At 66.2% G+C, this 14,253-nt stretch carries 10 protein-coding genes; 8 read left to right on the forward strand and 2 right to left on the reverse strand.

Going from position 1 to position 14,253, the window contains the following annotated elements:
• Nucleotides 1-462 precede the first annotated feature (462 nt).
• The 3 genes from MUO23_07525 (at nucleotide 463) to MUO23_07535 (ending at nucleotide 3,463) form a co-directional block, all read left to right on the forward strand.
• Nucleotides 463-1,584, forward strand: coding sequence for a Xaa-Pro peptidase family protein (locus MUO23_07525; GenBank protein ID MCJ7512804.1), 1,122 nt, complete (start codon nucleotides 463-465; stop codon nucleotides 1,582-1,584).
• Nucleotides 1,585-1,624: 40 nt separating this feature from the next.
• On the forward strand, nucleotides 1,625-2,380 hold the full coding sequence (locus tag MUO23_07530) for an SDR family oxidoreductase (GenBank protein ID MCJ7512805.1): 756 nt from the start codon (nucleotides 1,625-1,627) through the stop codon (nucleotides 2,378-2,380).
• Nucleotides 2,381-2,482: 102 nt separating this feature from the next.
• The gene (locus tag MUO23_07535) at nucleotides 2,483-3,463 is read left to right on the forward strand and encodes a DUF4432 family protein (protein MCJ7512806.1); all 981 of its coding nucleotides are present in this window, start codon (nucleotides 2,483-2,485) and stop codon (nucleotides 3,461-3,463) included.
• Between the two features lie 191 nt (nucleotides 3,464-3,654).
• On the opposite strand, the gene MUO23_07540 is transcribed toward MUO23_07535, so the two are convergent.
• Nucleotides 3,655-5,124 (reverse strand): trimethylamine methyltransferase family protein, encoded by a 1,470-nt coding sequence (locus MUO23_07540; protein ID MCJ7512807.1) that lies wholly within the window; start codon nucleotides 5,122-5,124, stop codon nucleotides 3,655-3,657.
• Between the two features lie 800 nt (nucleotides 5,125-5,924).
• On the opposite strand from MUO23_07540, the gene MUO23_07545 reads away from it, so the two are divergent.
• The 4 genes from MUO23_07545 to MUO23_07560 all read left to right on the forward strand — a co-directional run bounded on the left by MUO23_07545 (nucleotide 5,925) and on the right by MUO23_07560 (nucleotide 10,454).
• Entirely contained in the window at nucleotides 5,925-7,298 is a 1,374-nt protein-coding gene (locus MUO23_07545) for an extracellular solute-binding protein (GenBank protein ID MCJ7512808.1), read from the forward strand.
• A 63-nt stretch (nucleotides 7,299-7,361) separates the two neighbouring features.
• Entirely contained in the window at nucleotides 7,362-8,234 is an 873-nt protein-coding gene (locus MUO23_07550; GenBank protein ID MCJ7512809.1) for a sugar ABC transporter permease, read from the forward strand.
• Nucleotides 8,231-9,073 carry a carbohydrate ABC transporter permease gene (locus tag MUO23_07555; GenBank protein MCJ7512810.1) on the forward strand — a complete coding sequence of 281 codons (843 nt, stop codon included), beginning with the start codon at nucleotides 8,231-8,233 and terminating at the stop codon, nucleotides 9,071-9,073. The genes MUO23_07550 and MUO23_07555 overlap by 4 nt, the downstream gene beginning before the upstream one ends.
• Nucleotides 9,074-9,260: 187 nt before the next feature.
• Nucleotides 9,261-10,454 (forward strand): hypothetical protein, encoded by a 1,194-nt coding sequence (locus MUO23_07560; protein MCJ7512811.1) that lies wholly within the window; start codon nucleotides 9,261-9,263, stop codon nucleotides 10,452-10,454.
• Between the two features lie 108 nt (nucleotides 10,455-10,562).
• On the opposite strand, the gene MUO23_07565 is transcribed toward MUO23_07560, so the two are convergent.
• Nucleotides 10,563-12,029, reverse strand: a complete 1,467-nt coding sequence (locus tag MUO23_07565; protein MCJ7512812.1) for a trimethylamine methyltransferase family protein — start codon at nucleotides 12,027-12,029, stop codon at nucleotides 10,563-10,565.
• Between the two features lie 976 nt (nucleotides 12,030-13,005).
• Between MUO23_07565 and MUO23_07570 the strand changes: the two genes are divergently transcribed.
• Nucleotides 13,006-14,088, forward strand: coding sequence for a LacI family transcriptional regulator (locus MUO23_07570; GenBank protein MCJ7512813.1), 1,083 nt, complete (start codon nucleotides 13,006-13,008; stop codon nucleotides 14,086-14,088).
• Nucleotides 14,089-14,253: the final 165 nt, after the last annotated feature.

The following is a 14,253-nucleotide window of genomic DNA, read 5'->3' on the forward strand; positions in this document are numbered from 1 at the left end:
ACGGCGTGGACGTTCGGTTGGGTCATCGTGCCTCTCCTGAGGAACCCGGCCGCGGGTGGATCAGCCCGCGGCCCGGCGTCTTCCCACAGCCGATGATGCCATGCTGTGAGAACGATTGCACACATCAAGATTAGCATAGCGCCGAGGGGAAGTCAACCATAGCCGCCGACGCATGGGGGCTGCCCCGCGTGGCCTAACCCGATCCAGTTGCGCAGATTTCGTGAGCCGAGGGCTCTTTGGGACTGCCACCGAATCGTCCGCCAAGCGGGCGCGTTGACTCGGATTCCCCACCGTGCTATCATGGTCGCGCCCGGCTAAACCGCAATCGTTTGCAGACGTGTGGGCGCCCAAGCCGGCGACCGGGCGTCGGCCTTGAAGAAGGGTCCCGATGCGTGATCGCACCTCGGAGCCGTGGGCGAGGGTGAGCTCCCATCCACCTTCGGCGTTGGAGGAGGGTCTCCCATGCACCCCCAGAACCTGGAGCGCTTCGCTGATCTCCTCAGGTCGCACGGCCTGGCCGCCGCCCTGCTGGCCGACCCCGCCACCATCACATGGCTCACGGGCTATGCTCCACCGATTGAGACCGGGCCGAGCCCCTTCGAGGGCTCGGCCGTTCTCGCTTGGTGGCATGCCGGCGAGCTGCACCTGATCGTCTCCGACATGGAGGCAGCCGCAGCCCAAGAAGCGGCGCCATCCGCGGTTCACTCCTACCTTTCCTACACGATCGAGGCGCCGTTGGCCGGGGCAGCAAACCAGGCGCAAGCCCTGCACGACGTGCTGAATGTCGCTGCGCCCAAGGGAGACAAGGTGGGGGTCGAGTGGCAGTGCCTCACCGCCCCCCTTGTCGATGTGTTGCGCCACGCTCTGGCGGCTGCCGACTTCGTGCCTTTGGACGGCGCCTTCGCCGGCCTGCGGGCGATCAAGACGGCCGAGGAAATAGCCAAGGTCCGCGCCGCCCTGCGTCTGTGTGATGCCGCCCAGAGCTTCATGCAGCAGGCGCTGCAGCCGGGCAAGACCGAGCTGGATTTGTGGGCCGCCACCCGCGCCCACGTCGAAGGCCTGGCCGGCGGACGCTTGCCAATCCTGGCCGACCTAGTCGCCGGAACGCGCACGGCCGATATCGGCGGACCACCGTCGGCGTATCGTCTGCAGCCAGGTGACCCGCTGATCCTCGACTTCGTCCCGCGGCTTCAGGGATACTGGGGCGACAATGCGGCCACGTTCTTCGCCGGCAGTCCCTCGGCGGAGCTTGACAAGGCCTACCGCGTCGTGCGCCGGTCGCTGCAGCGCGGCGTCGAGGCGGCTCGGCCGGGGGTCCCCGCCCGTGATCTCGATGCTCTTCTGCGCCAGGCGGTGCTGGCGGAGGGGTACGAGCCCTACCCGCATCATTCTGGGCACGGCATTGGCGCCGCCTACCATGAAGAGCCGCGCATCGTCCCCTACAACAGCCTGAAGCTGGAGCCGGGGATGGTCGTGGCGCTCGAGCCCGGTGTCTACCTCCCCGGCGTCGGCGGTGTGCGTCTGGAAGACGTCGTCTTGATCACCGTCGACGGCAATGAGGTCCTGACGACGCACCTGACCTGATTGGGTGCCACCACGAGCCTGACTGGATGGAGCTGAAAGCATGACGGACAGAAAGAAGGTCATTGTGACCGGAGCCTCCTCGGGCATCGGCCGGGCTACTGCCGAGCGCTTCGCCCGCGAGGGCTGGGACGTGTGTGTCACGTCGCGCCGGGAGGACCGGCTGCGAGCATTGGTTGACCGCCTGCCGGCCGGGAAGCACCTGATCGTCGCAGGGGACTACAGCGACCCGCACACGGCTGAGGCTATCGCCGACGAGGCACGCCGGGAATGGGGCGTGGTCGACGCGCTGGCCAACTGCGCCGGCGTGTACTTCGGCGCCCCGATCATCGACTCGACTCTCGAGGACTGGCGCAAGGCGTTCGACATCATGATCGACGGCGCCCTGTATCTCACCCGGGCCGCGGTCTCCCTGATGACGCGCGGCGGCCGGATCATCCATGTCACCTCGATCCATCACGAGCGGGCGGAAGCGGGGAGCAGCAGTTACTCGATGGCCAAGGCCGCTCTCAATCAGTACTGCAGGGCGTTGGCCCTTGAGCTGGCCCCCAAGGGCATCCTGGTGAACGCGCTCGCACCGGGCTTCATCAACACCGAGATGAGCGTGGTCAATGGCGTCAATGAGCTGGAGAGCGACTGGTTCAAGAAGAATTACGTCGACGGCCATCACCTGCCCCTGAGACGTCCCGGCCAGCCCGAGGAGGTGGCCGGGGTGATCTACTTCCTCGCCGGCCCCGACGCCAGCTACCTGACCGGGCAGGTGATCCCGGTCGATGGCGGGCTCACGATCACGTTCTAGTTTCACCGCGAACACGCCCGGAGCGGGCCCAGCGCCGGGAGACACGCAAGGCTCGATTACTGTGAAGGCAGCGAGCCAGCCCTGGGTGCCAGGAAGGGGAGCATGCTGCGAGAGGATGTAATCCAGGGTCACGAGGCGCTCTGGCTAGAGAACGGCCGCGTGCGTGTCGCCGTGCTGCCGCACAAGGGCGCGGATATCTACGCCTTCACCCACGTGCCGTCAGGTACCGAGTTCCTGATGCGCACGCCCGCCGGTCTGCAGCCGCCCGGCGCTTCGCCGCCCGAGGATTTCCTCGAGAACTACGAGGGCGCCTGGCAGGAGCTCTTCCCTAACCACAACGACGCCTGCAACTACCGCGGCCGCCCGGTGCCATTCCATGGCGAGGTGGCCCTGCTCTCCTGGGCGTTTGCTGTCGTGGCGGACGACGCGCAGGCGACAACACTCCGCTTGTCTGTCGGTTGCCGCCAGACGCCCTTCCGGCTGACCCGATGGATGCGCCTGCCGAGCGAGGGGACCACGCTTGAGCTCAAGTCGACGGTGGAGAACCTCTCGGCCAACGCCGAGCACCTCGTCTGGGGGCATCACCTCGTACTGGGCGGGGATTTCCTGATGAACGGGTGCCGGCTGGAAATCCCCGCGGGCCGGCTGACCACTCCCGAGGTACTGTTCGAGCCGGCCACGGCTGTGCTGGCGCCCGGCCAGGACGAGCCCTGGCCGATGGCCCGGGGACGCCGTCCAGGGGAGAGGATCGACCTGCGTGCCATCCCCGGCCCGCAAGCGCACTCGCACGATGACGCCTGCCTGACCGGTCTGGCCGAGGGCCGCTGGACGGTAGTCAACCCACGTCTGGGCTTGGGCTTCCGGTTGGAGTGGGATGCGGCGGTCTTCCCCTGGGTTCAGATGTGGCAGCCGTACGGCGGGGCGGATTTGCCGCCCCTCACGGGCATCTACGGCCTGGGGCTTGAGCCCTGGGTGTCGCGCTTTCCCCTGGCGCAAGCCATCGAGTCCGGGCAGGCGCGGTGCATCGGTCCTGGCGAAACGCTCACGACCCAGGTGCGCGCCAGCGTCCTTGAGACGGTCTGATCCCGCGCTCTCCGGCCGCGGCTGGAGCAGGATGGATGGCTTTGGCCCCGGCGAACCCGTCGCGCCAGACCTCGCACGTCGAAGGGCTACCCCGGGTCGCGATAGGGCTTGCGGGCTGCGATCCTGAGCGTGCTCGTTTCGGACTGACGGGAACGGGTCGGGGAAGGTCTCAATCTCGACCCCGGGTCGTGCTAGCCGGTACTCTCCGCCGCGTCGATGGCGCGCCGCTGGAAGGCGATGGCCATGCGTTCGAGCTCGGCTGCCTGCTCGGGCGTGACCAGGGCGGGGTGATGCTGGTCGAGGAGCTGACGGGCCATCCGATTGGCGCGTTGGCGCATATCCCGCCCACCGTGGACCTCCTGCCACTCATCCCAGACCAGACGCGTCGACAATTGAGGCTGCCACTGGAAGCTGCGCAAGTGGCGCACGGTATACGGCTCGGTGAGGAAGTTGCCGCCCGGCCCGACAGTGCGCAGCTGATCGAGACCGATCGTCTCCGGGGTCACCTCGAACCCTTCCGCCAGGCGGAAGGCGGCGGCCAGGATCTCGTTGTCGATGACCGCCTGCTCATAGCTGGCAGTCAGCAACTGGTCGATCATCCCAAAGGCCAGGTGGATGAAGTTGACGCCTGCCAGCGCCATCGGCGCCGCCTGAAGCATGCGTTCATAGCCCGCCTGTGCGTCGGGCAAGCAGGCGTCCAGACCGCTCCCGCCCTGGAAGGGGAGGCCGTAGGCGTGGGCAAGCTGCGCCGTGGCGCAGTGGGCCAGGACAGCCTCTGGCGAAGCGCCGACATAGCTGCCCTTGTGCATGTTCATGCTGCCCGAGGCGGTGGCGAGCACACACGGATGGCCGGGGTGCAGCAGCTGCACCAGGACCAGGCCCGCAAGCGCGCTGGCGGTGTGTTCAACGACGGAACCGGCAACGCTCAGCGGCGCCGTCGCGCCCATCATGTTCGTCGGCTCGAGCCACAGCGGAATGCCATGCTCGGCGCAAGCCATCATCTCCTGCACCGGCTCCTTCCCGTGGACGAGCGGGCTGATGAAACAGACCACCAGGCTGAAGCGCGGAGTGGCGCGGACGGCCCGCGTGCTTCCCTGCAGGACGGCGGCCATCTCCACCTGGTCAGCAATGCTGCTCCCCCCGGCACCCTGCGAGTAGTAATGCTTGGTTGTGTTGGGCAGGATGGTGGCAAACAACCGGCGGTCAAAGCCCACCTGCGGAAGGTCATGGGGGACAACCATGGCGTGCATGATGTGCGCCTGGGGGAGGGCATCGATCAGGCGCGTCAGATCGGCCAGATCTCGCTGGCTGGCCGGCCGGCGGTGGCCGTCGAGGTCGAGGACATGCAACGCCGAAGAGCCGGCGACCGTGTACACGTCGTCGAGGGTGACCCGGACGTCGTGCTCCGGGATAGGCGCGTGCAGGGTGAACTCGCGCGGGGCGGCGTCCAGGCCGCGCTGCAAGATGTCGGAGGGAATGCGCACAATGTGGCGATCGCGATCGATCGTGCAGCCGGCGCCAGCGTAGACCTCCCAGGCCGGTGGATGGTCGACCTGTACGCCGACGTCGGCCAAGACGGTTCGGACGGCCTGGTCGAGGGCGCCCAGTTGTGAGCCATCCAGGAACCGAAGTCGCCCGCTCTTCAAGCTCCGAAATGGCATGCCTTCCTCCTGGGCCTCGAGGGATCATCGGCCGCATCACGTGCGCTCACGACCGGGCTTGCCTTGCCGTGGCGCCCGGTCCGCGGTCGCCGGTCGGCCTTGGGCTATTATGCGGACGGAGTCAGGGGGTGTCAACCGACGGCGCCGGCAGCGCGCCCTGCTCAGACGGATGGGCTGCGCGGTCGTGCCAATCCGCCCTTCAGGCTGGGTCCCGCGAAGGTCCCTTGGCGTGTGCAGCCTGCGGGGCAGAGACGGACTCTGCCTGCTTGCCGCCCGCCTCAAGAGAGCGCTCGGCGGCCAGATGCGTGAATGGTGAGCGGTCCCGCCGAACAGAGGTCGGAGCGACCGAGCCCATCCAGACAAGGACCTCCGTCCTCACGGGCACCTCCCAGCCGAGGGGCGAGGGCATCTGGCGAGGAACGCGGGCTGGGCGCAAAGCTCGAGCGAGGCGCCGGCGGGAGGTGGAGCGCTTGACATGCCGGCCAACCCCATGCTAGAATAGTGGAAACGTTTACAGATTGATTGTGTCCATGAAGCCTGTGTAGGTCGCGCTCCTTCCGTGCGCAGTCTGGAAGGCCGCGCGGACATGCCGGGGGCACGTGAACGGGCAGCAAGTCTTGTCTTCTTCCCGTTCGCAGGGCTGACGGGTTGCGATTGCCGGCCGCAGTCGGCGGCCGGTCAGCCGTTCAGCCGAAAGCATGCATTTGCGATCAAGGAGGTGCCCAGCACCAGCGACTGCCACCTGAGTAAGGCCCGGGAAAGCATCCTTGTGATAGGCAGAGTTGAGAGGAGAATCGCCCATGCGTACGACCATGCGAGTGCTTTCACTTCTGGCCCTCCTGGCGTTGCTCGTACCGGCCTGCGGTGCTCCGGCGACCGAAGCGCCTGCTGAAGCGCCCGCCGAAGCGCCTGCCGAAGCGCCCGCCGAAGCGCCTGCCGAGGCCGAGCCAATCAAGCTGACCATCTGGTGGTGGGGCGAACAGGAAGCGCCCGGTGCGCAGGCCTGGCTGGATGAGACCTTGGCCCTGTACAGCGAGGCAAACCCCAACGTCACTTTCGAGGCTGTGCTCCAGTCGACCGATACGCTAATCCCTGCCTTCCAGTCGGCCGCCGCGGCCAAGGAAGGGCCGGACATCCAGTACTTCTGGGGCGGGGTGTGGACGATCGAGAACGCCTGGACCGACGCGATCATCCCGGTGGATGATCTGATCCCGGCCGAGGAGTGGGACCATTACCTCAACGTTTTCGAGCGGCAGTACGACGGCAAGACATGGGGAGTGCCGTGGTACCTGTCCGGGAACCCGGTCGTCTTCAACCCCGAGCTCTTCACTCAGGCCGGCCTGGATCCGAATGCTCCCCCGGCCACGTGGGATGAGTTGCTCGTCGCTTGCGACAAGCTGCGTGCAGTAGACGTCATCCCGATCGCCGGCGGCGTGAAGGATGGCTGGTTCGGCGGCTGGCTGTTCTCGATCCTCGCCCGCCAACCTCACGACAGCGAGAAGGCCTTTATGGAGGCTTCCGTCGGCCAGGCGTCCTACACCGAACCGAAGTTCACCGAGTGGTGGGGCCGTTTGGGGGAACTCAAGGACCGCGGCTGCTGGAACGAGGACATCGGCTCGCTGGATTACCAGCAGGGCCAGGACTTGTTCGTCACCGGCAAAGCGGCCATGCTGTTCGGCAATGACACCTTCCTGGCTGGATGGGCGCAGACGATGGGTTGGGACAAGATCGGCCTGATGCTCACGCCGCAGTACAGCGACGGGGCGCTGGCCGACGATTACATCGTCACCGCCCAGGGCTGGGGCATCACCTCGTGGTCGGAGCACCCGCAGGAAGCCGCCGACTTCCTGGTCTTCATGCACACGCCCGATCGGGTGAACGCTTGGTTCAAGGCGACAGGCGTGCTGCCGGCCGATGACCGACTGGACACCAGCCTGATCACACAGCCGCAGCTCCAGCAGGTCTACGAGTGGGACACCACTCGCGGCGGACCCAACCTGGAGAACTTCATTCCCAGCATGATGGACGAGCAGGCGAACTTCGCCGGCGTCCAGCTGCTCTTTGCCGGGGATGCCACGCCGGAGGAGCTTGGCCAACTGACCGAGGATGTGAACGCCAAGTGGCGCGAGCAAAATCCGGACGCGGCCGCCAACTTCGAGAAGTGGATCGAGTAGCCTTCAGGGCGGATTAGCTGGAGAGGGGAGGGTGGACCCTCCCCTCTCCGCGTATCGCGGCCGATGCAGTATCGCAAGCACGAGCCCTGGTTGTATCTGGCGCCCGCGCTCGTCATGTTGCTGGCCGTGTTCGGATATCCTTTCGTCCGTCTGGTCATCCTGAGCCTCCAGCGAACCCAGGCAGGCGTCCCGGCCTTCGTCGGGCTGACGAACTACCAGCTGCTGTTTCGGGATGATGTCTTCCTACAGGCGGTGCGCAACAACCTGAAGCTGCTGCTCACCGTCCCGGTGACGGTTGGGCTGGCGCTGGTGCTTGCGGTCTTTCTGTTTGAGCGCATCATGGGATGGCGCCTGTATCGCATGACGCTTTTCCTGCCCTACCTGCTGCCGATCACTGCCGTCGGGCTGGTCTTCTCCTACATCTTTCAGCTAAGCGGCGTGCTCAACGACTTGCTCGAGGCCATTGGGGCGGGGGTGTTGGCCCAGGACTGGCTGGGGAGCACAACGCTGGCGCTTCCGACAGTGATGTTCGTCATCATCTGGAAGGAGGTCGGCTTCGGCGTCGTGCTCTTCCTGGCGCGGCTGATGTCGGTCGAGGAGGAGCTGTTTGACGCTGCGCGCGTCGACGGCGCCAACTGGTGGCAGCTGCAGCGACATGTCACCATCCCGCAGCTTGCGACGGTGATCGAATTCTTCACCGTGATATCGATCATCACCGTGCTGTCGTGGGTCTTCGGCTATGTGTTCGTCATGACCGGCGGCGGGCCGGGGAACGCCACCATGGTCACGGAACTGTATGTCTACCTGATGGGCTTCCGCTACAACCAGATGAATATGGCCTCGGCGGTCTCCGTCCTGCTCCTGCTGGTGACGGGCGTCTTCATCTTCCTTGAACTCCGGTTGCGCGAGCGCAGCGACCTGGGGCTGACATCATGAGGTCGGCACGCCGGCGGGCGCAGGCTCTCTCGGGCAGCCTGCTCCGGCAGCTGGTGGTCATCTTCTTTACGGTGCTGGCCTTGTTCCCGCTGTACTTCATGCTGGTGTCCTCGCTGAAGAGCAAGGCGGACTACCTGGAGAACAAGTTCAACCTGCCGCCTCATCCGATCATTGACAATTTCCTGACCGCCTTCGCCGGCGAGAAGTTCCTCATCCGGTTCGCCAACAGCACCATCCTGACCGTGGGCTCGGTGGCCCTCTCCCTGTTGATCGCCTGCCTGGCGGCATACGCCTTCGCCCGAATGCAGTTCCCCGGTAAGCGCACGCTTTTCAACCTGATGCTGTCGCTGATGGTCATCCCGCCGGTGGTCATGGTGGTCCCACTGTTTGTGACCATGGTGCGCTTGGGGTTGGTTAACACCTACCAGGGCGCCATCCTGATCTACATTGGTCTTCTGCTGCCCTTCTCGGTCTACATGATGACCAACTTCTTTCAGACCATCCCGCGGGAGATCGTGGAGGCGGCGCGCATCGATGGTTGCTCCAGCTTCGGGGTCTTCACCCGCATTCTGATGCCGTTGTCGGCGCCGGCGGTGATCACCCTGACCGTGGTCAACTCCCTGTGGGTCTGGAATGAGCTGCTGATCGCCCTGATCTTCCTGCAGCGGGACGAGATGAAGACACTGATGGTCGGCATCGCCTCGATGCGCTCGCGGATCTACGTCGACATCCCGGCCACAATGGCCGGACTGCTGGTGGCGACGATCCCGATCGTGGTGCTGTACCTGTTTGGCCAGCGGTACTTCATCCGCGGCCTGATCGGCGGAGCGGTCAAGTAACCGCTACTGTTGCGGCCGCCTTTGGCTGGGGACCGAGCACGCCGGGCCGGGCGATCATACCCAGCCCGGATCCGACAAGGCCGCGCAGCGCATGGCGTCTCGGGGCGAGAGCCAGTGCCATCGCTGCCGGCGGCGTCCCCCAGGTAGCGTTTCCGCCGGAGCCCCGCCAAGGTTGGAGAGCGCCGAGATGACACAGCCCGCACGCCTGTCTATCCGGGAGCGCGTGCTGGCCGTGCTCGACGGTCGTCCGCCCGACCGCCTGCCCTTCCTCGATCGCCTGGAAGCCTGGCATGCGACCCACCTGCGGGCAGGAACCTTGCCGCAGCGCTTTGAGGAACTGTCGCTCACCGAGGTCCATCGCGCCGTGGGGATCGGCCAGCAGCGGTTCGTCGTCCCCTATGCCTTGCGACTACGCGGGGTCGAGGTTCTCTCCACCTTCAGCGGCGAACCGCACGCCCGGCACACGGACCCGGTCATATTCGAGTTCCCCGGGATGTGGGACCTGGTCCCGACGGACAGGCCGGGCGTCACCGTGACCGAACTGCGCACGCCCGTGGGTAAGCTCCGCCTGAGCCAGGAGCTCCTGCCCGAGGGGGTCGCCAGCGGCACGGCTCCCTACCTGAAAGAGCACCTGATCAAGGAGCCGGCCGACTATGCTACGGCGAGTTGGATCGTCGAGCACGCCGAATTCATCCCGTGCTACGACCGCGTGGCGACTGAGGAAGCCATCATCGGCGGCGATGGCTACGTCGTCCCGCTGCTTCACCGCATACCCTTCCAACAGATACTGCTGGAGTACCTGGGTGAGGCCCCGCTGTTCTACGCCTTGCACGACGACCGTTCCGCCGTCGAGCGCCTGCTCGGCGTGCTGGACGAACAGCTGCAGGAGATTCTGGCCCGGCTGGCGGATTTCTCCGTGCGCTACGTCGAGTTCCCTGACAACTTGCACGGCCCGATGACCAACCCGAAGCTGTTCCAGCGCTACTGCCTGGATCCGTATCAGCGTTACTGCGAGACCCTGCACCGGCAGGGAAAGCGGGTGGGGAGCCACACCGACGGCGACGTCAAACCCCTGCTGGGGCTGGTGCGCGAGTCGGGCCTTGACGTGTGCGAGTCCGTGTCTCCGTTCCCGCTGACCTCGATCACCTTCGACGAGGTTTGGGAGGCCTGGCGCGGCGGGCCGCTGATTTGGGGCGGGATTCCCTCCCCCATCCTCGAGGCGCGCACGCCCTCCGCCGAGTTCGAGGCCTGGATCGATCACCTGCTAGAACGCATCGGCGGCGCCCCAATCATCCTCGGTGTGGGGGACATGGTGATGGGCAACAGCCTCATCGAGCGCGTCGAGGCGATTGCAGAGCGGGTAGAGCTGCACGTGCCGTAGCGCCATGAAGGCAGGGGATTGCCCGCTCCCGGCCAGAGGGGTCCTCGCCCGGCGCGTAGCCCGATGAGCTCCCGATCTGCGAGGGCCAGGCCCCCGGCGGGTAGTCGCTCACCTCCGTGCGGACTGCTTCTCGGCCCAGGCGACCGCCCGCTTCAGCGCCTCGTCCAACGCCTTGTCGGCGGACGGGGGAAGCGTTGCGGGGCCGGCCTTGCTCAGGATCTCGACCACCCGCTCGTGGGCGACCTCGTGTGCCATCTTCGCCCCGGCGGCGACCCACTCGTCGATGCTCTGCCGCTTGAACAACTTGGGGAAGTACATCTCCCGGCGGAAGTGCCGGACCGTGTGGTCGTGCTGCAGAAAGCTGCCGCCGAACCCGACCTCACGGATGACGTCCAGGGCGAGCGTGTCGTCGTTGACGGCGATCCCATCCAGGACCCGCCGGATGGAGCTGACGATCTCGTCGCAGATGACCGCCATCTCCTGGGATCCGTACATCCCGAAGGCCAGCGTCCCCAGGCTCTGGGAGAGCGTCATCCCCGCCAGTCCGTTCAGCAGCATCTCCATGGCGGCCTCGGATGCGGCTTCGGCGTCGGGGAACTTGGCTTCCACGCCTCCGCCCAGGCCGTAGATCGGGATGCGGTAGCGATGGGCCATCTGAATGACGGCCAGCTTGCCCAGGTTCTGCTCCGGGCTTCCGTAGGTCACCTGCGTCGTGCGCATGTCGAACACATCGGTGTCGGGCTTGAGCACGACCGGAGCTCCCGGACGGATCAGCTGGGTCAAAACGACCCCGAAGAGGACCTCGGCCATTGTCAGCACAGTCGTGCCGGCGACCGTTGCCGGCGCCGTGGCACCCATCAGCGGTCCGGGCGAGTACAGCACCGGGACGCCGGCTTGCACGACGTCGATGAGCCCCTCGTTCATGATGGCGATCTTCAAGGGCGAGACCGGCGTGACAATGCCCAGCACGCTGGGGGACGTGCGCAAGGCCTCTTCGCCGCCTGAGGCGGCAGCAGCCATCTCCAGCAGGTGCTGGGTGAACGGCCGCTCGAGGATGTTGATCACCGTGGGCTTGCTGGTGTTGCGGAAGATGGCGTCGAAATCATGGAAGAAGATTTGTCCGGTCGGGTAGTCACCCGCCATGCACAGGGTTTGGACGAAATCGATGTTGGGCAGGGCCTGTCCAAGGCGTGTGCTCGCCACCATGTCCTGCTTGGTCGGCTGGCGGGCGCGGCCCAGCTGGTAGTCGAAGAACTGCGGCTCCGACGTTCCGCCCATGCCGTAGTAGACGCGGCCCGGCTCGAGTAGCAGGCTGTTGGCGTCGTCGTGGCGTCCGTGCAGGACGAAGCTGGAGGGGGCGGAATCGATGGCGGCTTCCACCATATCGGCGGGAAGGCGGATGATGCGGGCGTCCCGGTCGACGTCGGCCCCGCCCTTGGCGAAGACATCAAGGAACAGGGACGATTCGCTGAACAGGCCAGGGTCCCGCAGCAAGGAGAGTGCGGCCTGATGGAGCTGCTCGACCTCGTCCTCCGACAGGATCTTGAGCGAGCCGCCGCGCATGCCGGTTTTCATGGCGAAGCCTCCGACCAGAGGGGGGAATGTGTAATCGTTTGCATCCATAATAAGCTGGAGGCAGGTGCCTGTCAAGCACGGAGGGGTCGGGGTACGGGTCAGGCCTTCCACCAAGCGGTCCCACCCGCCGGAGATCTCAGTCGCTTGCCCGCCGCGCCGGTGTGCCCGGAGGTCTGCGCCTCCGCCGAAAGGTCCCTTGAAGGGGAAAGGCGAATCCCCGGTGCTGGCCTCGGGCGTCACTCTGCCGGAGATCCGCCTTTCCGCCTGGGTTTCCCTTCTCTGGGAGCAGGAGTTCCCAGGTGCTTGCTCGCGGGCGCTGCGGTGGCCGGGGATGAGCCGGGGTGGCCTGCTAGGTGATGGGCCCGGTCTGGTTCCGGTCGTGAGGCAGGGCCCTCGGGTGCGCTTCTCGTCTGGACTCACAGGAGGGGCCTGCCTATGCTGGCCGGGGAACTCGGCAACCGGGTCTCGCCATGATTCAGGCGCCGGGCGCCCGGGCACGCCTCACCTTAATCCGCGTAACTCGAGAGGAAACCGAATGGTGACCCCAGGCGCAGGGTGATTGCGCCATCATTGGATCGTTCGGCACAAGGTCGACCTATAGCGGCGTCAAGATCCCCGTTTGGGAGACCTGCAATTCGGTAGGGCGACCGCCGAGCCGGACAAAGCGGGGACCACATGCGAGCCTCCGTCCGCGCGCCAGGCGTCGGCGTGCGGGCGTGCCCGCACAAGCGCCGCTGGAACGTTGTGGTTGACAGTCAGCCTGACAAATGCTAGGATAGTGGAAACGTTCTCACACCCGTACTTCGTTTGTGAAGCGACGACGGATTTTTGCAGGCCTGAGCTGGTTTGGCGTCGGGCGCGGCGTGAAGCCTGGCGTCGATCGGGCCGAAAGCCCGGCCTGGGGGAACAACGAGCTCGCCCTTCGGGACCTTGCAGCGCAGGGCGCCGCCTGGAGCGGCGGCAGGGGAGGCGGCTGATGGCCAATCCACGAAGAGCCAGCCTGAAGGACGTGGCACTGCTGGCGAAGACGTCGATCGCCACCGCCTCGCGCGCCCTGAGCGGGACGGGCTACGTGGCCGAGGCGAGCCGGCAGCGCATTTCGGACGCGGCGCGCACGCTCAACTACCAGCCGAACCTGCGGGCGCGAGGGCTCCGGCAACGCGTCAGCCACAGCATCGGGCTGATCATCCCCAATCTGCTCAACGCCTACTACACCGCATTGGCCGATTCGATCCTGCAACAGCTGGCGGCGCGCGGCTACCACCTGTTGTTGTCCTCGACCCGCGACGACGTCGCCACCGAGCAGGAAACCGTCGTCGACATGGTCGGGCAGGCCGTCGATGGATTGATCTGGGTGCCGTCGGCGGCAGGCACCGATCTGCTGGATTACCTCGCCAGCCAGCACACACCGGCGGTGGCCATCGTGCGGCGGCTGAAGAACGACCCGATCGACACGGTGGTCTTCGAGGACCGCGCTGGCAGCCAGGCCGCCACGCAGCACCTGGTCAGCCTGGGGCATGAACGCATCGCCTACATCGGCGGGGATGTGATGTACTCCAGCAATCACGACCGCTGGCAGGGCTACCTGGAGGCGATGCGCCAGGCGCACCTCGAGCCCGAGGATGCCTTGGTCAAGATCGGAACCAACCGCGGCACATGGGGAATGATGGCGGCCAATGACCTGCTCCGGCTTCCGGCACCCCCGACGGCGATCTTCGTCGCCAGCAACGCCATCATGCCCGGCATCATCCGCTCGCTACGCCAGACTGGCGTCTCGCTGCCGGACGAGATGTCGTTGATCTGCTTCGACGACGTGGACTGGTTCTCGTTCTCGGTTCCGCCGATCACCGCCATCAGCACAGCCTACACCGCGCTGGCCGAGGCGGCGGTCGACCTGTTGCTGACACGCGCCGCCGGTGGCGCGGGGGCCGACCGACCTCCGGTGTTCATGGAGGTCAACTTCGAGTTCGTCCTGCGGCGCTCGACCGCCGCTCCGCGCCTTGGCCCGCTGCAGTACCGCGAGGCTCATCTGGAAGATCCCGCCGCCGGGGAGGCGTGAGCGCCCTTCGGCGAAGGACATCGGGTTCGCGTGGGAGGCAGTTATGCATGCAGTGCTTCAGTCCATCTATGATGAGGTCATCAACGGCAACCGCGCCGCTGTCGAGTCCGGCGTGCAGCAGGCCATGCAGGCCGGGCTTCCGGCCGCCTCGATCCTCAACGACGC

Source organism: Anaerolineales bacterium (assembly GCA_022866145.1).
Taxonomy (GTDB): domain Bacteria; phylum Chloroflexota; class Anaerolineae; order Anaerolineales; family E44-bin32; genus PFL42.

Bases quoted from the DNA above. Each gene is read 5' to 3' on its own strand.
- MUO23_07525 (MCJ7512804.1), top strand. From the start codon at position 463: ATGCACCCCCAGAACCTGGAGCGCTTCGCTGATCTCCTCAGGTCGCAC.
- MUO23_07530 (MCJ7512805.1), top strand. From the start codon at position 1,625: ATGACGGACAGAAAGAAGGTCATTGTGACCGGAGCCTCCTCGGGCATC.
- MUO23_07535 (MCJ7512806.1), top strand. From the start codon at position 2,483: ATGCTGCGAGAGGATGTAATCCAGGGTCACGAGGCGCTCTGGCTAGAG.
- MUO23_07540 (MCJ7512807.1), bottom strand. From the start codon at position 5,124: ATGCCATTTCGGAGCTTGAAGAGCGGGCGACTTCGGTTCCTGGATGGC.
- MUO23_07545 (MCJ7512808.1), top strand. From the start codon at position 5,925: ATGCGTACGACCATGCGAGTGCTTTCACTTCTGGCCCTCCTGGCGTTG.
- MUO23_07550 (MCJ7512809.1), top strand. From the start codon at position 7,362: ATGCAGTATCGCAAGCACGAGCCCTGGTTGTATCTGGCGCCCGCGCTC.
- MUO23_07555 (MCJ7512810.1), top strand. From the start codon at position 8,231: ATGAGGTCGGCACGCCGGCGGGCGCAGGCTCTCTCGGGCAGCCTGCTC.
- MUO23_07560 (MCJ7512811.1), top strand. From the start codon at position 9,261: ATGACACAGCCCGCACGCCTGTCTATCCGGGAGCGCGTGCTGGCCGTG.
- MUO23_07565 (MCJ7512812.1), bottom strand. From the start codon at position 12,029: ATGAAAACCGGCATGCGCGGCGGCTCGCTCAAGATCCTGTCGGAGGAC.
- MUO23_07570 (MCJ7512813.1), top strand. From the start codon at position 13,006: ATGGCCAATCCACGAAGAGCCAGCCTGAAGGACGTGGCACTGCTGGCG.